At 58.2% G+C, this 21,220-nt stretch carries 19 protein-coding genes and 2 pseudogenes; 14 read left to right on the top strand and 7 right to left on the bottom strand.

Features of this window, described 5'->3' with window-relative positions:
- On the bottom strand, positions 1-509 hold a 509-nt coding region (locus IVB12_RS23720), incomplete at its 3' end, for a transposase (RefSeq protein WP_247302593.1).
- A 189-nt stretch (positions 510-698) separates the two neighbouring features.
- A complete protein-coding gene (locus tag IVB12_RS23725) occupies positions 699-1,427 on the bottom strand; it encodes a Crp/Fnr family transcriptional regulator (protein ID WP_247302595.1) in 729 nt (242 codons plus the stop codon).
- Between the two features lie 770 nt (positions 1,428-2,197).
- On the opposite strand from IVB12_RS23725, the gene IVB12_RS23730 reads away from it, so the two are divergent.
- Complete coding sequence (locus IVB12_RS23730) at positions 2,198-2,536, top strand: hypothetical protein (RefSeq protein WP_247302597.1); 339 nt, start codon at positions 2,198-2,200, stop codon at positions 2,534-2,536.
- 157 nt (positions 2,537-2,693) lie between these two features.
- Here IVB12_RS23730 and IVB12_RS23735 read toward each other — a convergent pair whose 3' ends face one another.
- On the bottom strand, positions 2,694-3,179 hold the full coding sequence (locus IVB12_RS23735; RefSeq protein WP_247302599.1) for a hypothetical protein: 486 nt from the start codon (positions 3,177-3,179) through the stop codon (positions 2,694-2,696).
- Positions 3,180-3,677: 498 nt separating this feature from the next.
- Here IVB12_RS23735 and IVB12_RS23740 point away from each other — a divergent pair, with 498 nt between their 5' ends.
- The 3 genes and pseudogenes from IVB12_RS23740 to IVB12_RS23750 all read left to right on the top strand — a co-directional run bounded on the left by IVB12_RS23740 (position 3,678) and on the right by IVB12_RS23750 (position 6,706).
- Positions 3,678-4,247 (top strand): prolyl oligopeptidase family serine peptidase, encoded by a 570-nt coding sequence (locus tag IVB12_RS23740; protein WP_247302601.1) that lies wholly within the window; start codon positions 3,678-3,680, stop codon positions 4,245-4,247.
- A 49-nt stretch (positions 4,248-4,296) separates the two neighbouring features.
- Positions 4,297-4,593 (top strand): annotated as a pseudogene (locus tag IVB12_RS23745) (dienelactone hydrolase family protein); the annotation flags it as partial.
- Positions 4,594-4,762: 169 nt separating this feature from the next.
- Positions 4,763-6,706: a serine hydrolase domain-containing protein gene (locus IVB12_RS23750; RefSeq protein ID WP_247302604.1), complete on the top strand. Its 1,944-nt coding sequence runs from the start codon at positions 4,763-4,765 to the stop codon at positions 6,704-6,706.
- Positions 6,707-7,043: 337 nt separating this feature from the next.
- Here IVB12_RS23750 and IVB12_RS23755 read toward each other — a convergent pair whose 3' ends face one another.
- From IVB12_RS23755 to IVB12_RS23765, 3 genes are all read right to left on the bottom strand, one after another.
- A complete protein-coding gene (locus IVB12_RS23755; RefSeq protein WP_247302606.1) occupies positions 7,044-7,616 on the bottom strand; it encodes a class I SAM-dependent methyltransferase in 573 nt (190 codons plus the stop codon).
- Positions 7,617-7,785: 169 nt separating this feature from the next.
- On the bottom strand, positions 7,786-8,877 hold the full coding sequence (locus IVB12_RS23760) for a serine hydrolase (protein WP_247302609.1): 1,092 nt from the start codon (positions 8,875-8,877) through the stop codon (positions 7,786-7,788).
- A 78-nt stretch (positions 8,878-8,955) separates the two neighbouring features.
- Positions 8,956-9,369, bottom strand: coding sequence for a GNAT family N-acetyltransferase (locus tag IVB12_RS23765; protein WP_346658521.1), 414 nt, complete (start codon positions 9,367-9,369; stop codon positions 8,956-8,958).
- 200 nt (positions 9,370-9,569) lie between these two features.
- Between IVB12_RS23765 and IVB12_RS23770 the strand changes: the two genes are divergently transcribed.
- The 3 genes from IVB12_RS23770 (at position 9,570) to IVB12_RS23780 (ending at position 13,475) form a co-directional block, all read left to right on the top strand.
- Positions 9,570-10,391, top strand: coding sequence for a type II CAAX endopeptidase family protein (locus tag IVB12_RS23770; protein WP_247302613.1), 822 nt, complete (start codon positions 9,570-9,572; stop codon positions 10,389-10,391).
- A gap of 96 nt (positions 10,392-10,487) precedes the next feature.
- Positions 10,488-12,047, top strand: coding sequence for a serine hydrolase (locus IVB12_RS23775; RefSeq protein ID WP_247302615.1), 1,560 nt, complete (start codon positions 10,488-10,490; stop codon positions 12,045-12,047).
- A gap of 111 nt (positions 12,048-12,158) precedes the next feature.
- Positions 12,159-13,475: a serine hydrolase gene (locus IVB12_RS23780; protein ID WP_247302617.1), complete on the top strand. Its 1,317-nt coding sequence runs from the start codon at positions 12,159-12,161 to the stop codon at positions 13,473-13,475.
- An 86-nt stretch (positions 13,476-13,561) separates the two neighbouring features.
- On the opposite strand, the gene IVB12_RS23785 is transcribed toward IVB12_RS23780, so the two are convergent.
- Complete coding sequence (locus tag IVB12_RS23785) at positions 13,562-14,089, bottom strand: GNAT family N-acetyltransferase (RefSeq protein WP_247302619.1); 528 nt, start codon at positions 14,087-14,089, stop codon at positions 13,562-13,564.
- 36 nt (positions 14,090-14,125) lie between these two features.
- Between IVB12_RS23785 and IVB12_RS23790 the strand changes: the two genes are divergently transcribed.
- The 7 genes and pseudogenes from IVB12_RS23790 to IVB12_RS23820 all read left to right on the top strand — a co-directional run bounded on the left by IVB12_RS23790 (position 14,126) and on the right by IVB12_RS23820 (position 20,679).
- Positions 14,126-14,644, top strand: a complete 519-nt coding sequence (locus IVB12_RS23790) for a GNAT family N-acetyltransferase (protein ID WP_247302621.1) — start codon at positions 14,126-14,128, stop codon at positions 14,642-14,644.
- Between the two features lie 589 nt (positions 14,645-15,233).
- Positions 15,234-16,223 carry a dienelactone hydrolase gene (locus IVB12_RS23795; protein ID WP_247302623.1) on the top strand — a complete coding sequence of 330 codons (990 nt, stop codon included), beginning with the start codon at positions 15,234-15,236 and terminating at the stop codon, positions 16,221-16,223.
- A gap of 213 nt (positions 16,224-16,436) precedes the next feature.
- Positions 16,437-16,976 carry a hypothetical protein gene (locus tag IVB12_RS23800; RefSeq protein ID WP_247302624.1) on the top strand — a complete coding sequence of 180 codons (540 nt, stop codon included), beginning with the start codon at positions 16,437-16,439 and terminating at the stop codon, positions 16,974-16,976.
- Between the two features lie 326 nt (positions 16,977-17,302).
- Entirely contained in the window at positions 17,303-17,803 is a 501-nt protein-coding gene (locus IVB12_RS23805) for a hypothetical protein (protein WP_247302626.1), read from the top strand.
- Between the two features lie 109 nt (positions 17,804-17,912).
- The gene (locus tag IVB12_RS23810; protein ID WP_247302628.1) at positions 17,913-18,599 is read left to right on the top strand and encodes an SDR family oxidoreductase; all 687 of its coding nucleotides are present in this window, start codon (positions 17,913-17,915) and stop codon (positions 18,597-18,599) included.
- Between the two features lie 43 nt (positions 18,600-18,642).
- A pseudogene (locus IVB12_RS23815) lies at positions 18,643-19,802 on the top strand (mandelate racemase/muconate lactonizing enzyme family protein).
- A 136-nt stretch (positions 19,803-19,938) separates the two neighbouring features.
- A complete protein-coding gene (locus tag IVB12_RS23820; protein WP_247302630.1) occupies positions 19,939-20,679 on the top strand; it encodes an alpha-hydroxy acid oxidase in 741 nt (246 codons plus the stop codon).
- Positions 20,680-21,220: the final 541 nt, after the last annotated feature.

Here is a 21,220-nt window from a genome sequence, read left to right on the forward strand (position 1 = left end):
GCCTCCGGCGGAAGTCCCTTATCGCCTTCGATCCCCTTCTGCCGATTGGCATCGGCCTTGATTAGGCTCGCATCGACTGCAAATCCCTCACCGCCGACCAGTCGTTCCTCGATGCAGCGGCGCAGCACGCTCTCGAACACGCGACGGAAGAGGTCGCTCTGCCGGAAGCGGCCGTGCCTGTTCTTGGAAAACGTCGAGTGATCCGGCACCGTCCCATCCAGACCGAGCCGGCAGAACCACCGGTAGGCCAGATTGAGGTGAACCTCATCGCACAGGCGCCGCTCCGATCGAATGCCGAAGCAGTAACCGATCAAGAGCATCCGGATCATCAGCTCGGGATCGATCGAAGGCCGACCGATGCTGCTGTAGAAAGGCGCCAGGTCCCGCCGGACCTGTTCAAGATCGACAAACCTGTCAATCAACCGCAGCAAGTGATCAGTCGGGATATGTCTTTCGAGCGAGAACTCATAGAACAACGCGGCCTGTTCGACTTGCCGATGCCCCATCATGATCTTCAGTCCTGCCAACTAAACAGACTGATTCACTGATATCTCTGCTTCGCAACAGCCGCCTTTTTCAACAGAATCGGCCCGAGCCCGCCCACCCTCGGAGCCTTAGCTGGAGCGAGGCAACAGTTCATCCAAGTATCGGCCAGGAAGGGTGGAGAGACGTTTGTGGCGGACGATAGGTTTTCACGCTTATGGTGATCCTCGGCTTGGGTTCAGCTCATGAAGATATTCGGGGCTGAACTCAGCTAAATCTTGAAGTTCCTTTCGGCGGAGCAGAGTCAGGATTTGGTTTTGCCATTCAATGAGACCCTCGCGCCTGAGTTCCTGGACGGTCCTGTTCACGTGCACTATTGAAAGCCCACATGCGTCGGCAACATCTTGCTGCGTGAGTGGAAGCCGGAAGCTGCCGTTGTCCGCCAGCCCAACGAAGTCCATGCGGACGGTAAGCTCGCAGAGAAGATGCGCGACCCTCCCCAAGGCTTGGCGCGATCCGAGATTTTCAACCCATTCGCGATAGATGGCAGCGTGTATCAGCGTCTCGCGCCAAAAAGCGTGCGTAAGCCCGGAAGACTCCTTCATCATCTCTCTGAGACATGAATGGGGCACAGCGGCTATCGTCGATTTGCCCACGCTGCAAAGCTCACAATCCGCCACCGGCAGATGCAGGGTAGGCAAGTCGGGCATGTCCCCGGCTATGTAGAACGACGAAATCTGGTTTCGAGCATTCACCACTCTTTGCCGAGATAGAAGGCCGCTCATCACAACAATGCAGCTGCCAGGCTTGTCGCCCTGGCGCAGCACGTATTCGCCATCGGCCAGGGATCTCACCTTGTATGGCATGCCCGTTAGCCTAACTTGATCTTGTTCAAGTAGACTGCCGACCGCCTGCAGGCGCGCTATTAGCTTATGGTGCGGCATTGAATGCTCCCGTGCGATGCAGGCGGGAGCCCAGTGGTCTCTCAGCCACCGGCGCCTACGGACAAAGCATGACCGGTGGTGTCCTATTAACGCATGTTATATGGTGATGTTCCAATTAAATCGACTGCCGAGGAACCTAACTGAACTTGCGTGATCGGCGCGAGCGCATGATGAATCCGGCGTCACCAGATGGAGTAAGTCTTACATCACCAGCAAGGGGCTAATAGACGCTAGTGACTAGGAACGTTCTTCCGACCGCTACCTACAACGATCTCGCGCTCGCTCAGATGAACGACGGCAACCCATTCGGCGAACGCAGCACAGCCGCCGCCACCGCTTGGCCCCTAAAGAGCGCGCACGCGGCAAGCAACGGGGTTGTGCGGCCCGAAAGTTTTTTCGCATCGTTGTCCGTAATCTTCGGGACATTGTGCATTCACTATCTGCTCCGGATTGAATTTGACGACGATCTGATTTTCGACGGAGGCCCCCATGAGCGTTAAAAGCCGTGATGGCGATGATCCTCCAGAACCAACTGACAAGTCGGGCCGTGCATTCGCTAATGCCATCTGACTACGATGAATTGTAGAACTGCTGATCGAGCAGCTCAGACAATTGGAGCTTGGCTTGGCAGTTCTTTGACACCCCCGAGGGGTGCACTCGAACACGGCCTGCAAAACCCCGATTACCGCACCGGCTGGTCCATATGCAATGGGATCACATTCCTAGAAGGGTTCCCCCATGTTGACGGCATATAGCCCGGGAGGTCCACCGTGAAAACCAAGGCCAAGGCGCCCCTTGCACCGACGGCCGCCGCCCAGCGCATGCGGGAACACCGCGCGCGCCAGGCGATTGGCGCTACGCGAATTGCCATTGATCTCGACGGGGACGACAAAGATTGGCTTCGCAGCCAGGGCGTGCTTCGCGAGTGGGACGAGGACGATGGGCGAGCACTCGCGCAAGCCCTGAAGGTGGCGCTGCAGAAACTGCCAAGTTACACCGTAACGAAGTTTGAGATCGCGATCTGCGCGAGAAATAGCCAACCAGCCCTAGGGGTGATTGCAGCGCCTCGCGTTGTCCTCATTCTCTGTCGTGCTCTCGGGAGCAAGTAATGGACGAGACATTGCTGCTTTTGATTGTGGCGGTCGTGGCCATTATCTTTGCCGTGCCGTATGCACTGGCGATCTTGCTCTACAGTTCCCATTTTTTGCATTATGGCTACTGATACCCGTGCAGACCGATGTGGAGCCACAGCTTATTGTTGATCCGTCATCGTACCCACAATTGGCAAAATTGCGTGCTGAAAAACGCACCGCCGAAGAGCGATACGACGAGGTTTGCCATTCTGACTGCGGTATTCGATGGTCCGATAACGTGGGCCGATTCGAAGAACGATCCATACGCGGTCGAGAACTGAACGAACAACTCGAATATTGGAGCGCCGAGTCTGATCGGATCACGGCCGAAATAGATGAGATCGCATTTCCCCAGACGAAGCTGGTCAGGGAGTGGCGAAAGGCTTTGCTCGCTTGGTCTCAACAGCAGGCTGGGAACGCGGCGAAGCGGGCTGGCTGGAAGATTGCAGTGGTTGTTTTCGTTGGCGTCTGGATCGCCGCCGAACTCATCGGCATGGCCTTTCCGAACGTTATCAAGTTCTTGGCGTTCGCTTGGAATCCTGCGCCGGACCTCCTTCACCCAGGGATAGCGATTGGCGCGACAGCGGGTTGGGCAGCAGGCATCTACCGCGTTCTTCATCCGCCAGATTCCTTCGCAGAGCGAGCGCAGGCAACGATCAATGAATATCGGGACGCAAAGAGAGTTCGCGAGCGGGCTGAAGATAAGGAAATAGAAGAGTCGCACGAGGGGAACCTTCGAAGAAGAATACGACTCGTCGGAAAACGAGGAATCCCCAGAGGGACTACGAAGCGGAAGAACCTTGGTATGGAGTCTTGGGCGTGTCACCTGATGCAAGTCATCAGGAGATCACTGAGGCATACCGGGAAAGGATTAAACAATATCACCCTGATCGCGGCTCAGGTTTGGGAGAGAAGCTGCAGCTTCTCGCCAAGGTCGAGACCCAAAAGCGGAACGCGGCACGAGAAGAAGGGCTGTCTACGCGGAGATAGGTCACGCCTACTTGTCGCGATATCGCGTCCTGCTCAAAGAGTTTCACGACGGGCACCGACAGGGCGAAATGCAGCAGTCGGCCTGCCAACCAAAATTCATTCAACCTGCAAGCATTCGAGGTCGCAAATGCGCATTCTGTTTACCGCATTCTTTTTTCTGTTCACCACGGTGGCGCTGGCCGAGACCAAGCCTACCGAGATCAGGATCAAGTGGAAGGGTGACTACGCTGACAACAGCGACAAGCACTGGTCGAAGGACAACCCCTACGACTCTGGCTTCTCCAAGAACTTCAAGAACGGTTCGCCCCAGGAGTTCGGCGACGTGCAAAAGGATGTTGAGTTGAAAGGATTTGTCTACTCGCCTACTAACGCAAAGGGGCCGGTGCCGTTCGTGGTCGTCATGCATGGTTGTGATGGCATGAGCACAGCCGAGAAAGAGTGGACGGCTCGCGTTGCCGACGCGCTCAACAAGGAAGGCTTCGGCGGGCTCGTGCTAGATAGCTTCACCACACGTTACGTGGATAACAGTTGCGGCTTGGCGGACTTACACTGGGGCAGGCGTCGGGCTGATGATGCCTTCTCAGCGCTCGACTACCTGATCGATAAGAAGCTGGCAAAAGCCAACGAAGTCTACATCATAGGCTATAGCAACGGAGGCACGGCGGCACTGGTATCAATGACGACACAAGAGGCCTGATCATCCTCACCATTTTGCGGCGGCATTCGCAGTTGCTCCAGGCTGTAGTCCCCCTTTGCAGCATTCCGCCCGTTATACCGGACCGATTTTGATGTTTATGGGCGATAAGGACGATGCAAATAATCCAGAGTGGTGTCGAGAACTGACAAGAAAGAAGCGGTCAGTTCCGGTGCAGATGATCGAGTACCAAGGTGCCAACCACGGGTTCGTGCTCGACGTACCCTCGCACGTTGGCGATCATGGCTGGACTCTGACCTACAATCCGTTGGCGGAGAAAAATATACTGCAGACCGTTGTCTCCGCGATCAAAACCAAGAAGTTCGTTAAAGGCGTAGAGTCTAGGTGACCCACCAAGCTCATTGACGACCTCACGACCGAGGGATGCCTGAAGGCCAACGGCAGAAGTGGCCATTGCGACGAAGTAAGCGTTAAGCTACTTTCCGACCTGAGGTTGTCAGCCGGGTTCAGCTCTTCCTCTGCTGTCCTGGTTCAGCGTCGCCCGAGGGAATTCCGCAGTGAAGATCATATACGCATCGTGCATGGCCGCGCTTGTGCTCTGTTTGACGGGGGCGGCGCTTGCCGACGACTTACAGTCCGTCGGCGACCCCGACAGTCTCGGTTTTTCGGCGCGGCGGCTGGCGCGCATGACCTCCTGGTTCGAGGCGCAGAGTCAAAAAGGCGATCCTTCCGGTTTTGTCGTGGGGGTCGCGCGTGGCGGCAAGCTCGCCTATCTGCAGGCCACCGGCTTCGAGGACCACGACAAGCAAATGCCGATGCGGCCGGATTCGATTTTTCGTATCGGATCGATGTCCAAGCAGATCACCAGCGTCGCCACCATGATCCTGGTCGATGAAGGCAAGCTCGACCTCGATGCTCCCGTGGCGCAGTATCTGCCAGAGCTAAAGGATATGCAGGTCGTCAAGAAGGATCAGGCCACCGGCGATCCGATCCTTCTGGATCTTGTCCAGAAGGTTTTTGAACCGGCAAAGCGCGCGATGACTATCCGTGACCTTCTGCGAAATACGTCCGGCCTGGTTTATGGTGTCGGGGATTACGCCGACCCCGGATTTGGCAATGCGGCGGTACACCTGCTTTACGGCGCGCGGGCGCCGTTCCGGCGCGAGAAGCCGATTGCTTCGTTCGTGGCGAGCCTCAGCACACTCCCGCTTCTGCACCAGCCGGGCGAAGTCTGGGAATATTCGATAGGGTATGACGTTCTGGGGCGCGTCATTGAAGTTGTGTCTGGCCATCCCTTCGATCAGTTCCTGCAAAGCCGCCTCTTCGCACCATTGCACATGGTCGATAGCGGCTTTTCGGTACCGCAGGACAAGCTTGCCCGCCTTGTCGCGGTGCCTGGCGCGCAGCCCGCCCCCCTTTCGGATGGCGACGTTACCAAGCCGCAGACGTTCTTCTCGGGCGGCGGCGGCATCGTCTCCACGGTCCCTGATTTTCTGCGCTTCTGTCAGATGCTGCTCAACGGCGGTGAGCTTGATGGGGTGCGAATCCTGAAGCCCGAGACGGTGCGGCTGATGACGAGGAATTCGGTGTCGCCCGACATGCACATCGCAGGCCACGAGGTCGGCCCGGCTTTCGGAACGGGATGGGGACTCGGCTTCGCTGTTCGTACCGATCCGGATTTCAGCCTCATTCCCGGTGCGGTGGGTAGCTTCAACTGGCAGGGAAGCTGGGGCACATTTTTCTCGGTTGATCCGGTGCAGAAGCTGATTCTGGTGATGATGATGCAGCGAAGCCAGTACAGTGAGAACGGTTTCTATTTCAATGCTATCCGGCGTCTGCCGTACACCGCGTTGAAGGTTCCTGAAGTCTCCGCTCCAGTCGAGTCGCGGCGAGGAGATGCCGAAAACCTCGCCGAATATGTCGGACGCTACGATTTCGGCGGTTCTACAAGTTCCCTGGATAGGCAGATTTTGGTCGCCGACGGCAACGGCTGGATCGGGCTTGAGTCCGTTGTTGCCGAAACAGGTGGCCTTAGAGTGATCAAATTGGCCTCCGCAGGCCCAGCCGCGAAGGCGGGCGTGCTCGCCGGAGACCTCATCACCTCTGTCAGCGGCGCTTCGATCAGGGGCCTCACCCTCGAAGCGGCACTTCACCGGATTTCAGGTACGGCCAACGCCGCAATCGAGCTTAAGATCATGCGCTCAAAGCAGAGCGACCCGCTCGTTTTCACGTTTGTTCGTGAGGCAGTCCCTTCGCACAGCGTCCAGCTTCAAATCCGTGTCGCAGATGGCAGGCTGATCGTCGAAGCAACAGGCGGCTGGTCGATCCTTGATTTTGATAGGGGCCAACCGACGCCCGTGGCGGCTCTTTCGAAAGATGAATTCTACGTCGAGGGCGGCGATCACACGCGGATTGCTTTTACTCGCGACGCTGTTGGCAAGGTCAATGGCGCGGTTCTCAATCCGGGGCGATGGGAACAGCGCGGCGCGCTCGCCCAATAGGGCACACTGACGGCCGATGGAGTGGCGGGAGATTGCGGGACCCGAACCTCAAGGTGTTCGATGATTCGGCAATGTGGGGCTAGACACTCTGCTCAGGATCATCGGCCGTTTCCAGAATGCGCTTGAATCAGGGCGGCTGTACCTGCCGATAGCTGCGCGAACGCTGCGGCTCGCTCCACACCGTCCAAGCGTGGGTCCATCTCGCTCTTGAATTTGGCGGCCGAATGAGCCTCTCGGATAATGCCTGGAGTGCAGTCGCGCAACAGAAAACTCCCACTCACAGCCTGGTTGGCTTCCGCGCGCGCACAAAGATAAAGCCGGGACGCGGCATAGCAGATCATATCCCTTCGGGTCTTCTACCCTCAATGCTTGAGGGCGTCGGCTCGCAAATTCGGTCGATGAGAAATCCGGCCGCAGTTAATGGCTCAGACAAGTCGCGGAGCGGCCGCCTGTAGTAGCGCATCATCTCGTCGAGCCAGCCCCACCTCTCTTCAATCAACGTCGGCCGCAAGTATCCCGGATCCAGCAGCGATGCTTGCTGGATGGGATGATGAGTTGAAAACACCAACGTTCCGCCCGGTCTAAGAACGCGCGCCCATTCGACGAAGACTTTCGACAGGTCATCCAAATAGTGAAGCACGAGCGAGGACAGCACCAGATCGAAAGCCCCCTCCGGAATTAAACCTCGAAGCTCCCGCACGTCGGCGTTCAACACGCGCGCCCGCCCGCTCAATCGTCTGTCTGCCAGTTCCACCATGCTGCGACTCGAATCAACGGCGACCACGCGGGCTCCTTGGCGGACGAGCCAATCTGCATACCATCCCGGGCCGCAGCCAGCATCGAGAACATCCTTTTGGCTTACGTCAGGCGAAGGGCCAGTGTCGTCGGGCGCTCGTAAAGGGCGTTCCACGGCCGCTCGTCGATTTGAGCGGCGTAGCGAGCGGCAATTGTATCGTAATTAGTCGGTCCATCCATCTGGGCACTCATTCCATCGACGTGTAGCCGGGGCCTGCATTGCGGTGAAAATGGCTGCGAGATATGAAGGCAATTTCAATCTCAAAGCGGGCGGCACGCAGTACCTACATGATGCTCGCAAGAACCACTTCACGTAGGACGCGCGTCGGAGGCACCCACTGATCTTCTTTGAGGTAGTTGCCAGCGGTAATCGCGAGGACGAGTTGGAGCGCTGGAATGATAAATAGTCGCTGCCCTCCTTCTCCCTGCGCCATCCACATGCGTTCCAATCGTCCAACCGCCCAGCCCTTCGGCTTCCCGAACGCTATATCTAGAACGAACCACTGATATCCGTAGCGGCGAAGTTCATCGGCGCTGATAGCAGGAGTGACGCAGCGCTCGATCCAGCTACCCGGAACGACAACGCGTCCGGCAACGGTGCCGCCTTGCAGCATCATTCTGCCGATTTGCACGAGATCGCGCGGCGTCATGCGGGCACCGGACGCGGCGAATGGTTCGCCGTCTCGCCCCGTGGCCCATTCGGTCGGCCCGATGCCGAGCGGATCAAACAGATTCTCCCGCGCGTAGTCATGCAAGGTCTTGCCGCTCCCTTTCGCGATCATGCGAGCTAGGAGGGCGGTCGCGCCGCCGCAATAGGTCCAGTGCGCACCGGGAGCATCGATCACCGGCCGTTCCAGAATATAGCGATAGCGGTCGGCCGCATTGTCCATTGCGGTTTCACTGTTTCGCGGATCGGAATAAAGGAGGCTGCTTTCGTCCCAATCGGTGCCCATTGTCATCGTAAGCACGTGCTGAACGGTGAGCCTATTCCGACCCGCCTTATCAGCCAGGTCAGCGTACTCGGGAAACGCCGAGAACAGCGGTGCTTCGGGCGGTGGGACCTTCCCTTGCTCAAGCGCGATGCCATAGAGCAGCCCGACGATGCTCTTTGAACACGACCGCAAATCATGCAGGCTGTTGGACGTGAACGCGACCCGGCCGACCGCACCAACGCCCCGCACGTGATCGTCTCCCTCGAAGTACCGTTCCAAGATCATGCGGTCGTTCTTGAAGACGACGACCCCATGTAAGTTCCAGATCCGCTTCTCGGCAACGGCCTTGTCGAGGCGCTCTTCGAGGTCAGCGGTAAACCCCACTTCCTCGGGAGCCGCGGACAGCCATTCATCGGCAACACTCCCCGATGGATTCGCTATCATTGTCGCTCCCGCCGCTAATAGGAATTGCCGTCGCGTCTGTTTCATCGGGTTGAATCGGGCAGAGATAAGCGCGTCCCGTCAGAGTTTCTTGCTCATCGGATAACCTGTAGTCGTGCCAAACTCACCGACCGGCGGCCCCGTCTCGACATATCCGTTCGAGAGATAGAACCGGCGGGCAGTCTCAGTGCTGGTGAGTATGCATTCGCTATTGCCACGAGTAGCTGCCCGTTCCTCAAGGGCGCGGAGCATCGCGCGGCTAACGCCGCGAAAGCGGGCATCCGGCGATACATAATTCAGTCCAATTCGGCCGACGTTAGTCACCGAACCAACCGCAAGAATTTCGCCGCCTTCGACCGCTACAAGCACCGAGTTATCGCCCTGAGCTATCCAAGCCCGAAAAATCTCGGGCGTTTTGTTACCTAACCAGCGGGTCAGAATTGCGGGATCGTCTTTATGGTCGGCGTGGCAAAGCTCTGCGATTGAGCGCTTCATCACGACACAAGCCGCGTCCGCATCCTCCGGTTTCGCATTTCGTATGAGCATGCTCCATTGAACCCGACCCCGTGCGCGCGCACAAGATCAATCAACGCCGTCAACCTTGTGAAAGGGCGGCACACTTCCTTCAGGTTGACTTGGCACGTCCAGGTTGATTTGATGGGCGGGCCATTGGGGTGGTTTTCGAGGGGGGCAGAATGGGAAGCTCGCAGGCTGGCGGCTCATCTGCGACTATCGAGCCCAACGAAGCGTTGGTGCTTGGTTCAGCGCGGTCGCGGGGTTGGCGCGAAAGCATTCTTGTTCTCGCAATGGTACTTGCCCCAGTTGGACTGGCCATAGTCCTGGTCATTACCAGCATTTTCGTCATCGCGGGCTGGCAAATTGTGCGCGGGGTACCGGCACACATTCCTGCAAGAGCGGACCTTCAGCTATATGGGCTGTTGTCTTACATTATCGCCAGTTGGGTCGCCGTGGCGGCGGTGTGGCTTTGGACATCGCGCGGAGGGTTACGCCGTGAGGTGTTCAAATGTCATAGATTGACGTGGCCAACCGTTACGGCGAGCATCATGGGCTTCTTGATGGCCATGTACGGCGCGCCTGTCATGACACATTGGCTATCTCAAGCAACAGGCGGGCGCGGCCCGGGAGTTCAGATCAACTACCACGATGGGCAATCAGTCGCGATGTACGCCTTGCTCTTCGTGGTCACGGCTCCGGTGTGCGAGGAAATTCTATATCGCGGGCTGCTGGTCGCTTGGCTTCGTCGGATCGGCTGGAGAAACTCTGGTATCTGGCTAGTCGGTAGCTTGATCTTTGGAGCCAATCACTGGATCCCGCTCGGCTTTGTTTGGAGTGCGGTCATGGTCGTGTTCGGCGGCTTGCTGTTCGCAATGCGCCTGCGATACGACTCCCTCTCTCCCGGCTGGCTGGTCCATTTTCTGTTCAATGCGCAACCGTTTTTGGCATATCCGCTGATCAGTTCGGTGTCGCCCGCGTTGCTTCCCGGTTCTCTCTCTTAGGGCGTGTACTCACTCTGGCTTGCTCGCACTCGCAGAGATTGATACCCTACTTTCATTCTCGTCGGACCCGTTCCCTTCAAATTGCGTGGAAAACCTATGCCTCACAAGAGACCTGCTCTTGCTGATCTTAGCCGCGGCCTCCTCTTGCTGCTGATGACCGCCTGTGTCGACACAAGGCAGTTGTGCGCCGCCGAGGCAGCCGTCTGGCCGATTCCGGACTGGCAGGTGTCCACTCCCGAAGAGCAAGGTATGGATTCGGCCGAGCTCGCGAAGGTCATCGCCTATGGCAAAACCAAGAGCTTCGATAGCCTTTTGATTACCCGCCATGGACGTATCGTGCTCGACGCCTACTACGCACCCTACACCGGGGACATCCCGCACAATCTAAACTCAGCCACTAAGTCGGTGGTTAGCAGCCTCATCGCCATGCTGCGCAAAGACGCGCTGCTCGACAGCTTCGAACAACCGGTGCTCGATATCTTTGCCGACCGGGAAGTCGCTAATGTCGATGAGCGCAAGAAGGCGATCACGGTGCAGCATCTCCTCGACATGACCTCGGGCCTCGAATGGGACGAGGGCTTCGAAGGTGGCCGGGAGCAGTCCATGATCGACATGCGGCGTAGCCCTGATTGGGTCAAGTTCATCCTTGACCGCCCCATGTCGTCACACGCGCCGGGAGAACTGTTCTACTATAACAGCGGCAATTCGCATCTGCTTTCGGCCATTGTCACTAAGCTCGCCGGGACGGCAACGGTCAGCTATGCCAATATGAAGCTGCTTGGTCCGCTCGGGATAGCTCCGCCGTTCTGGCGTAGGGATCCGCAGGGCATTGCGATTGGAGGATTCGGCCTGTCGCTGCGGCCGCACGACATGGCCAAGTTTGGCTATCTCTACCTCCGCCGGGGGGAGTGGGCTGGCCAACAACTCCTTCCAGCGGAATGGGTCGACAGCGTCAGTCACGCCACCATCCGCATGAACGCGAGGGCTGACGCGAGCCTGACCTATCACAACCAATTCTGGGCGCTGCCCGACCAGCATGTCTTCATGGCGGTCGGCTATCACTGCCAGGTGATCATGATATTTCCCGACCTCGACATCGTCGCGGCGATGACGGCACGGGATTTCTGTTCGTTCCGCAGGATGGCTGAGGGTATCGCCGGGGCTGTCAAATCTGAAGCGCCGCTGCCGACCAATCCCGACAGCACGCGCCTGCTTGACGACGCGGTCAGCGACGTCTCGACCGAGAAGCCGACGGCGGTTGGACCGATGCCTGAGATTGCATCGGCGATTTCAGGCAAAACCTTCCGGTTCGCCAGTAACGCGCTCGATGTCAGATCCTTTTCATTGTCGTTCACGGATAGCCCGAGTTACGCGGTCGAGCTCGAAACGCACAACCCCGCCAATCCCGTGATCCGGATTCGGGGACCGATGGGCCTCGACGGCCTTTATCGCAAGAGCGAGCCGACGTCCTTCGGGTTGCGCGCGGTCAAGGGATCATGGGTGAACGGAGACACGTTCGCGGTGGACGTACAATACGTGGGCTTAGGCGAGCAGCAGACGTTCTCACTCTCCTTCAGCGGCGACAACGAGGCCGTGCTGCGCGGCAAGACCAGGGGCGGCCGCGAAGTCAAGATCGATGGCCAAGCTGGCGGCTGAGGGAAGCTTCGTGGCATCGCTCCCGTATCCCCAAGTCCGCGCGGCTTACCAGGCGGACACCAAAGTCGCAAAACATACTGATTTGTGTTACCTGCATCAGAGTTTAGCTCTATGAGCAAGAATGGTTCTTTTGCACCGCCGCCCACTGTTCCGGCTGATTTGGCTCGACGGATGCTCGTCGAACGGGTTGATGACCGCCGATTGAGCGTTGGGATGGCGATAGGAACGACTGAAAACAAGCGCCAACAGGTGGTGAGCCACGGTTACCGAGATGCGCGCGCTCAGGGCCGGATAAACGAAAACACCATTTTCGAAATAGGGTCTATCACGAAGCTTTTTACCGCCATGTTACTTGTTGACATGGCCAACCGCTCCGAGGTCGGTCTCGACGAGCCGGTCGCTGAGCTTCTACCCGCTGGTACGCGTGTCCCCTCCCGCAACGGCAAGGTCATCACCCTGCGTGATCTCGCCTCGCATTACTCGGGCCTGCCTCGCGTGCCGACAAATCTGGGACGGGAAGATCATCCCGATGACCCCTATGCTTGTTACACAGCTGAGGATCTTTATCAGTTTCTCGCGACCCACGAATTGATACGAACTCCGGGCGACACCTTCGAATACTCCAATCTTGGAGTGGGGTTGCTGGGTCACTCGCTGGTTCTCCGCGCAAATGCTCGCGATCATGAGACTCTGATCCGGTCTCGGATTCTTGGTCCATTGCGAATGGACGACACAGTGATCGCCATCCCTTCTCGATTGACGGACAATGTCGCATCGGGGCACGACGACAGCCTCGACCCAGTGTCGAATTGGAATTTTGACGTGCTCGCCGCAGCGGGCGCGTTCCGTTCGAACGTATCCGATCTGTTGCGATTTATGGACGCGCTTTGCGAAGGGCATTCGCCAATTTCGTCCATGATAGGTCCTCTGACTACTCCACGGAGCCAAGGTGGACTGGAATTAGGGCCACCGCATCCGGATGGTGGAATTGCCATTTCCCACTCGGGCGGTACCGGTGGATTCCGCTCCTTCGTCAGGTGCATTCCGGAGTGGAAGCGAGGGGTGGCTGTGCTTAGCAACACGTGCATCGATGCCGTTGTTGATCTCGGCGTTCACTTGTTGGACCAGCGGTGCGGCCTCAACTGGTATCGCAAAGAGGTTGCCGTCGAGCCGTCGTGCTTCGCGCGCGTCGTGGGCCGCTATCGACTACGCCCCAATTGGGAGTTCGAAGTGACATCAGTCGCCGAGCGGCTCTACATTCGGCTCGCCGACCAACCGGCGCTACGGGCTTTTCCGATTTCGGAATGGCATTTCTTTTACAAGTGCGTTGGTGCGCAGGTCACATTCGAACCCGGCGAAGACGGCCGCGCCGCTCGCTTGATCTTGCATCAAAACAGCACCGACCAAATCGCTGAACGGATCGAGTAATTCAGGACTGGAGCATGTTCGGTACTTCTGCTCCTGTCGCTTAGTTGCCTCTCTGTTTCTAAGGTGGAGCTTCGGCTCGCGAAGCCCTAGCGGGAAGGTCCAGGATCGCCGCGGTGCCCCGCATGTGACCAAACTAGACGTTCCACTTTGATGGACGCGGCCCGCTCCATAAGCCAGTGCATGCCTGTCTCGCCAATGATCTCGAAGCCGTTACGCTTGTACAGTGAGCCGACGGGATTCCATTTGAGATATTCCAGCCTAACAGGCAGACCTGCCTTGTCGGCGAGCCCTAGGCAGTGTCTAAGAATGATCGTGCCAAGCCCCCGCCGCTGCTCGTGCGGGAGGATGTAGAACTCACCAAATTGAATGTAGGCGTCCCCCTGCATAAACGATAGAGTGCCTATCTTGGTTTCGTTTCGTTGAATCGCGAAGAAGGGTTTCTCACCGAAATGGTCGCGGTGGACCATGCGCTGGTAATTTTCGTCCCATGCCCATCTCTCGGCAATGTGCGGGCCCATAGCCGCTCTTTTGACCTCGAACGAAAACGCGAAGTCTTCTGCCGAATTTGTTAGCCGTCGAAAGTTGAGGTCAGTCGATAAAGCGGGGATATCCATGCACGCAGACTAATGCCTGCAGCATGGGAGCGCCAAGTGTCAAAACGCCAAAAATGTCCTCTCCGGGCCGAAGCGGGCGTTGATAGCAAGCGAGCAAGTGCTACTCTGCTCGGCATGGAAAGAGCCGTCCATGTAAGGCCAGCAACTTCGGCACACTATCAATTTGCCCTCGAATTATACTTGTTGACTATGCGATCCTACACCGAAGAACTCATGGTGTGGGATGAAGCCCAACAGCGGGACAGTTTTGCTGCACTGTGGAAGCTGACCGAAGTCAGTGTCGTAACGGTCAATGGAGAGGATGTGGGCTGGCTACAAGTTAACGAGAGACCGACAGAGGTCCGCTTACTCCAATTCTTTATTGCCCCGGTTCATCAACGGCGTGGCATCGGGACGGAAATCCTCGGAAATTTGGTGGCGGCTTGGAAAACGACAGCCAGGCCGGTACGTTTGACTGTTCTCAAAAATAACCCTGCGAGACAGCTTTATGAAAGAGCGGGGTTCTCGGTGGTCGGCGAAATAGGCGTGAAATTCGAAATGAAACTCAAGGCGTAATTTCTCGGTTTAGCGCGATGGGGAAGTTCGGTTTGGCTCAGATATGGCCTGCTGATCGGGGCGGACCGGAAGCGCGCTCGCGCCTACCGCCGCTAATGACCCATTGTCGACCTGAAACGGTGGATTAATGATAGGCCATGACCTTTTCAAAGCGGGTACTGTGGGAGCATTACAGGTGAAGGCTTATTTCGTCCTCGACATCACTGTGCATGACTACGGGCGGTTCAAAACGTATATCGATGCGATCCCCGCGATCATTGCGAGACATAATGGTAAGTATATCGTTCAGGGCGTGGAGCGCTCGAAGGCGAATGGAAGCATGAGAGACTTGTAGTTATTGAGTTTTCTAGTCGTACAGATGCCGAAGCGCTGTTGAAAGACCCTGAGGCGCAGAAGCTTTTCGCAATTCGTCATTCCACGACGACCGCCCGTCTGCTTCTAGCTGATGGATGCACCTAGTGTTCGTTTCTGGCCCGATGCTGCCTAGTCGGCTATCGAGTGTGGCTCCGGAAGCGGCCGCAGTCGTACTAGACTACCGATTGTGACCGGCGAACTAATAGTGAAGGTCTTTAGACCGCGGGAGCCAAGAATGCGCCGCGCGTTGTTTGCTTTCTATTTTTTGCTTGGACTATCAGTCGCGGACGCCGCGGGGGTCAGAAATTTTGACATTCCTGCTGACGCGGCGGGGCCGGGGATCAGGCTGCTCGTTTGGACCCCTTGTGCGGAGGCCCCTCAAGAAATGGATGCCCGTGGTGCCATTTTCTTTGCAGTCCCCGGATGCGCAGTGACAGGCGAAAAGCTTCCCCTCATCGTGATATCGCATGGCAGACGAGGCTGGTTCGGCGGCCACCATGACACCGCGGCGGCGTTGGCCGACGCGGGCTTTGTCGTCGCGGCACTCAATCATCCCGGTGACACCTGGCGCGATACTAGCCGTACCGATAGCCTTTCGGTGCTGGTGGAGCGCCCTGCGGATATTAAGCGGCTGATTGACTACATGCTGGACGGCTGGCCCGACGCAGCGCGCATTGATGCCCGGCGTATTGGTCTGTACGGATTCTCGTTTGGTGGATACACGGGTCTTGCTGTCATTGGTGGCAATCCGGCTTTGCGAAAGGGCCTGCCCAATTGTGCGACGTCCAGCCTGTTGGCCTGTAAGCAGCTTGAGAGCGGTGAGGCACCCGATCTGCCGGTCACGTCCGATCCGCGCGTGAGGGCGGCTGTCATCGTCGATCCATATCCCGCATTTGTGTTCCCCGAGAAGAAACTGAAGGAAGTAGCGGTTCCGGTGCAGTTGTGGAGTTCCGATCCTTCACAGAACGCTGACGGCCTGTCAGGATGCTGTGCGGCAGCTATCAAGCAACGGCTTTCAGCGCCGGACTATCATTTCGTGACAAACGCTAAACACTTCTCTTTCCTTTCCACCTGCACCCAGAAGGAAGCGCAGGACAACCCGGCGGCTTGCACCGATGCGCCGGGTTTCGACCGGGTCGATTTTCATCGACGCCTTCACGCTGAAATGATCGTTTTTTTCCGCAAACATCTCGCTGAAAGCCAATCGGGACCTCGCAATGATTAATCCGGGCGGCCCTGTCAATGTAGCTGACTGGACCCCGGGGAAGTCCGAAGAAGCTCATTCACAGGGGGGAGACCGAAGGGGAGCGTCCCGCGGCCAAAGTGACGCGATTGACTCGGAAGGACGTCGCGCCCGGTCTTTGTACTGCAATGTCGATATCGACCAACCGAGATGCTATTCGTCATCGAAACGCGCAACAACCATCGGCGACTTTAAGTGATTGAAACTCTGACCGAACGCACGGTGGTTATTGGAAACAGTGGCTCTGGCAAGAGCACGTTGGCCCAAGCCGTTGCCAATTTAGCCCATATCCATATCCCAGCGTTCGATCTCGACCTGCTGCACTGGGAAGAAGGCGGCTATGGCCTAAAGCGCGATGAAAACGTGGCGCGAAAGATGGTTCTGGATATTTCTGACCAGCCGCGCTGGATTATCGAAGGAGCATTTGGATGGCTAGCAGAAGTGGCCCTTTCCAAAGCTACCGCTCTCATTTGGCTAGATCTTCCTTGGAGCGTTTGCCGCGCGGGGCTTTTGGCCCGCGGCCTTCGGCGGGGAGCAACAAGTCACGACGCTGCAGAACTGATGAAGTGGGCGGAAGCTTATTGGACTCGGCAGACATCATCCTCCTTTGCTGGCCATTCTAAGATGTACAACGATTTCCCGGGCACCAGGTTGCGGCTGGAGAGCCGAGCACAAGCTGCCCAGTTGCTCGAAGATTTACGTGCCAGTATGACGAACCCCGGACTCCGGCTTTAGGGGACGCGAAGGCGCAGGTCCGGGCGGGGTCTTTGGTGTCGGCTGATCGAGATAAACCGGCTGAGCCGCCCACCGGGCGCTTATGAGCTTTGCAGACTATCACCGCTAACTTGAGTGGAGTTTGATTGAAACGAGCTTCGCGCCCAACTCCATAAGCAGGATCATTGTCAGCGATTGGACATCGGATTTCGGGTTCAGCATGGCCGTTTTTGATCCGTGCTGAGTTTCGAGGTGTAGCCGGTCGCCACCCTTGATCTGAATTGCGCCGTAGTGCGGCGACCCGCCAAACTCATACCGGCGCCACTGAGTATCCCGTCACCAAGAACGTGCTGAAGGCGCTCGGTCTCGACCCCGAGAAAGACGTCAATTGGATCGCGGTTGGCAACGGGACGCCCGCCGGCGTTGCCCTGCAACGGGGCGTGATCGATGCACTTGCCTATTACGACACCGGTTTCGGTCAGATCGAGGCGGCCGGCATCGAGATGGCGTTCCTGCCGCGGCCCTCGACGATCCCGATGGTGGGCGGCCAGTTCCTGATGGCGCTGCCCGCAATGTTCGAGAAAGACCGCGACCTTCTCATCGGTTTCGGCCGTTCGGTCTGCAAAGCCTCGCAGTTCCTACTGGCCAATCCGACCGCCGGCGCCAGGGCTTTCCTGAAAATGTATCCGGAGACAGCGCCGCGCGGCAGCAGCGAGGAACCGAGGAACAGGCGGTCAAGGCCGTTCTCCAATCGGTCGGGCGACGCATCAAGCTGTATGCGCCTCCCTATGCCGGCACCAAGATGGGCGCGATCAATGAGCAGGAATTCCGTACCGAAGCCGAGATGAATGGCCTCGAGGTCAAGGACTACAAGATCGCCTACACCAACGAGCTGATCGACAAGATCAACGATTTCGATCTCGCTAAGGTGCAGGCCGAGGCGACGGCGTACAAGGGATGAACGACGCCGCGCCGCATGGCGTAGTGACCGGAACCAGTTCCGGCATCGGCCGCGCCATCGCCATGCGGCTGATCTCGCAGGCGTGGACTGTGACGGGCCTCGACCGCTCGCCACCGACGATCGTCGATGCGCAGTTCCGGGGTATCGAGACTGACCTCACCCAGACAGACGAAATCGCGTCGACGCTGGAAAGCATCACGCAGGTCTCCGCGCTGGTGCATGCCGCCGGCTTCATGCGTGTCGGACGATTGGGTGAGCTCGACCCGGACAATGGCGCTACGATGTGGCGCCTTCACGTCGAAGCGGCGGCAACGCTGGCCAATGCGCTGGCGCCACGTTTACCGGAGGGCGGCCGCATCGTGCTGATCGGCAGCCGCACCGCCAATGGTGCAGCCGGGCGCAGCCAATATGCAGCGAGCAAAGCCGCTCTCGTCGGCATGGCGCGCTCCTGGGCTATCGAACTCGTGCCGCGCCAAATCACCGTCAACGTGATCGCGCCGGCGGCTACCGATACGCCCTTCCTGCGCGACCCCAACCGTACCGGTATCTCACCAGTGCTGCCGCCGATGGGCCGGTTCGTCGAGGCCGACGAAGTTGCGGCGCTGGCCGCCTTCCTGCTATCGCCGGAGGCAGGCGCCATCACCGGCCAACAGATCTTGATTTGCGCAGGCGCTTCGCTCTGACGCCCATCAAAAATTGGATAAGCACAATTGAAGGAGAGTTGAAATGACCGTCCGCATCGTGGAGGTGCGCGAGGTGACCAAGCCAAACGCCTCGCCGATCCGCAACGCCTATATTGATTTCTCAAAGATGATCTCGAGCCTCGTTGCCGTCGTGACCAATGTCGAGCGCAACGGGCGGCCGGTGGTCGGCTACGGTTTCAATTCCAACGGCCGCTACGGCCAGGGTGGTCTGATGCGCGAACGCTTCGTGCCGCGCCTGCTCGAGGCCGATCCTAAGACGCTGCTCGATGTATCAGGCGAGAACATCGATCCCGATCGCGCCTGGGCGACCATGATGAACAACGAGAAACCCGGCGGCCACGGCGGACGTTCGGTCGCGGTCGGCACCCTCGACATGGCGATCTGGGATGCGGTGGCCAAGATTGCCGGCAAGCCGCTGTTCCGCCTGCTCGCCGAGCGCTACGGCACCACGGCCAACCCGCGCGTGTTCGTCTAGGCCGCCGGCGGTTACTACTATCCCGGCAAGGATTTGTCGGCATTGCGCAAGGAAATGCGCGGCTACCTCGATCGCGGTTACAACGTCGTCAAGATGAAGATCGGCGGCGCCGACATCGATGAGGACCGCCGCCGGATCGAGGCCGTCCTCGAAGAGATCGGCAGCAAAAACCAGTTGGCGGTCGATGCCAACGGCCGGTTCGATCTGGAGAGCGCGATCGCCTACGCCAAAATGCTGCGGGAGTATCCGCTGTTCTGGTACGAGGAAGCCGGCGACCCTCTCGACTATCATCTGCAAGCATCGCTCGCCGAGTTCTATCCGGGCCCGATGGCGACCGGCGAAAATCTGTTCAGCCACCAGGACGCCCGCAACCTGATCCGCTTCGGCGGCATGCGGCCCGACCGCGACTGGCTGCAATTCGACTGTGCGTTGTTTGCGAATATCTGCGCACACTGGAAGTGCTCAAGACCCAGGGCTGGTCGCCTGCCCGCTGCATCCCCCATGGCGGCCATCAGATGTCGCTCAACATAGCAGCCGGCCTCGGCCTCGGCGGCAATGAGAGTTATCCCGACTTGTTTCAGCCCTATGGCGGCTTCCCCGACGGCGTGCGCGTGGTGGACGGACACATCACGATGCCCGAACTGCCCGGCATCGGCTTCGAGGGCAATGCCGACCTTCACAAGGACATGCGCGCGTTGAGTTCGTAACGCTGTATGCAGCGGGCTCGGCCGGTAGCGAATTCAGTAAGGGTCATCATCTGAAACTATAGCATTTATCACTCCTAATTATTTGCTGTGATGGCGGCCACGTCTTATGAGACGATCATGCACCGGGGGGCTTCCCATGACCGGCCATCGTCGCGACAACTCAGCGCGCGCGCAGTCTTGGGGTGCTGGTAGCGGCACGAGTCCTGAGGCTCGCCTGTTTCAGCGCTTGCCGACGCTAGACGATCTCGAGCGACGCGCCCGCCGTCGCATCCCGCGCTTTGCCTTCGACTTTCTCGAAGGTGGCACCGGTGGCGATCTAAATACCCGGCGCAACCGACAGGCACTTGATGCCGTGGAGTTGATACCTCGGTACGGCAAGGGAAGTTCTGTCACCACCGAGGTTGAGATATTCGGTGTCCCTTGTGCAGCTCCCATCGGCATTTCTCCTGTCGGCGCCGACGGCATTGTCCGGCCGGGTGCGACTCGCATTCTTGCAAGCGCGGCCGGCAATGCGCGAATCCCTTACATGGCCGGCACGCTTGCCACAGCGACGATCGAAGAGGTCGCTAAGCTTGCAGGTCCTTACGCTTGGTTCCAACTCTACGGCCTGCCGGCGGACGACCACTCCGTCACTTTCGACCTAATCAACCGCGCCGACGCGGCTGGGGTGCGGGTCCTTGCCGCGACGCTCGATGCGCCGGTACGCTCCAAGCGTCCACGTGATCTGCGCAATGGCCTCGTGGTCCCATTTCGCGCAACACCGAAGACGATCTTGGACGTCGCTCTCTCGCCGCCATGGCTGTTCGCGCTTGCCAAAGAGGGCACCCCGACATTTCGCAATATGGAGCGTTATCTCGAAGGACCCAAGACTCTATGAAATCTACGTTCTCGCTCGGCCAACAGTTTATCCGCGATGGCGCAGCGCAGAAAAGCGGCGGCGCTACTTCCGGTAATGGTCCATCGGCGACTAGCGGCGCACCTCGCAGAGGTCCGCTCACGGAGGCATGGCGGGACTAGATTTGCTCAGGTTGGGCTACGTGATCGGCGGGAATATGCTTCTCAAGCGAGAACTCGTAGAACAAAGCGGCCTGCTCGACTTGCCGATGCCCCATCATGATCTTCAGTCCTGCCAAGACAGACTGAATCACTGATATCTCTGCGTCGCAACAGCCGCCTTTTTCGACAGAATCGACCCCGAGCGGACATCGATGTATTGGCCCCGACCCCTGCGCTCGTTTCGATAACGACTATCGGGGATACAACTGTTAATAGTTTGGATGATAAGGAATGAACTGGCTTACTGTTTCTGGATCTTTGTAGTCGGACCCATAGCGATTTCCGCCCGCTGAGAGCTGACAAGATTGCTCATCATTCTATATCAGTATCTATTCCTCGCGAGCGCCCTGAGCCTGCTTCCT

It is taken from the genome of Bradyrhizobium sp. 179, assembly GCF_023073535.1.
GTDB lineage: Bacteria > Pseudomonadota > Alphaproteobacteria > Rhizobiales > Xanthobacteraceae > Bradyrhizobium.

Excerpts from the sequence above, each read along its gene's own strand:
- IVB12_RS23725 (WP_247302595.1), bottom strand. The coding sequence starts at position 1,427 with ATGCCGCACCATAAGCTAATAGCGCGCCTGCAGGCGGTCGGCAGTCTA.
- IVB12_RS23735 (WP_247302599.1), bottom strand. The coding sequence starts at position 3,179 with ATGAAGAACGCGGTAGATGCCTGCTGCCCAACCCGCTGTCGCGCCAAT.
- IVB12_RS23740 (WP_247302601.1), top strand. The coding sequence starts at position 3,678 with ATGCGCATTCTGTTTACCGCATTCTTTTTTCTGTTCACCACGGTGGCG.
- IVB12_RS23760 (WP_247302609.1), bottom strand. The coding sequence starts at position 8,877 with ATGATAGCGAATCCATCGGGGAGTGTTGCCGATGAATGGCTGTCCGCG.
- IVB12_RS23765 (WP_346658521.1), bottom strand. The coding sequence starts at position 9,369 with ATGAAGCGCTCAATCGCAGAGCTTTGCCACGCCGACCATAAAGACGAT.
- IVB12_RS23770 (WP_247302613.1), top strand. The coding sequence starts at position 9,570 with ATGGGAAGCTCGCAGGCTGGCGGCTCATCTGCGACTATCGAGCCCAAC.
- IVB12_RS23775 (WP_247302615.1), top strand. The coding sequence starts at position 10,488 with ATGCCTCACAAGAGACCTGCTCTTGCTGATCTTAGCCGCGGCCTCCTC.
- IVB12_RS23780 (WP_247302617.1), top strand. The coding sequence starts at position 12,159 with ATGAGCAAGAATGGTTCTTTTGCACCGCCGCCCACTGTTCCGGCTGAT.
- IVB12_RS23785 (WP_247302619.1), bottom strand. The coding sequence starts at position 14,089 with ATGGATATCCCCGCTTTATCGACTGACCTCAACTTTCGACGGCTAACA.
- IVB12_RS23795 (WP_247302623.1), top strand. The coding sequence starts at position 15,234 with ATGCGCCGCGCGTTGTTTGCTTTCTATTTTTTGCTTGGACTATCAGTC.
- IVB12_RS23810 (WP_247302628.1), top strand. The coding sequence starts at position 17,913 with ATGAACGACGCCGCGCCGCATGGCGTAGTGACCGGAACCAGTTCCGGC.
- IVB12_RS23820 (WP_247302630.1), top strand. The coding sequence starts at position 19,939 with ATGACCGGCCATCGTCGCGACAACTCAGCGCGCGCGCAGTCTTGGGGT.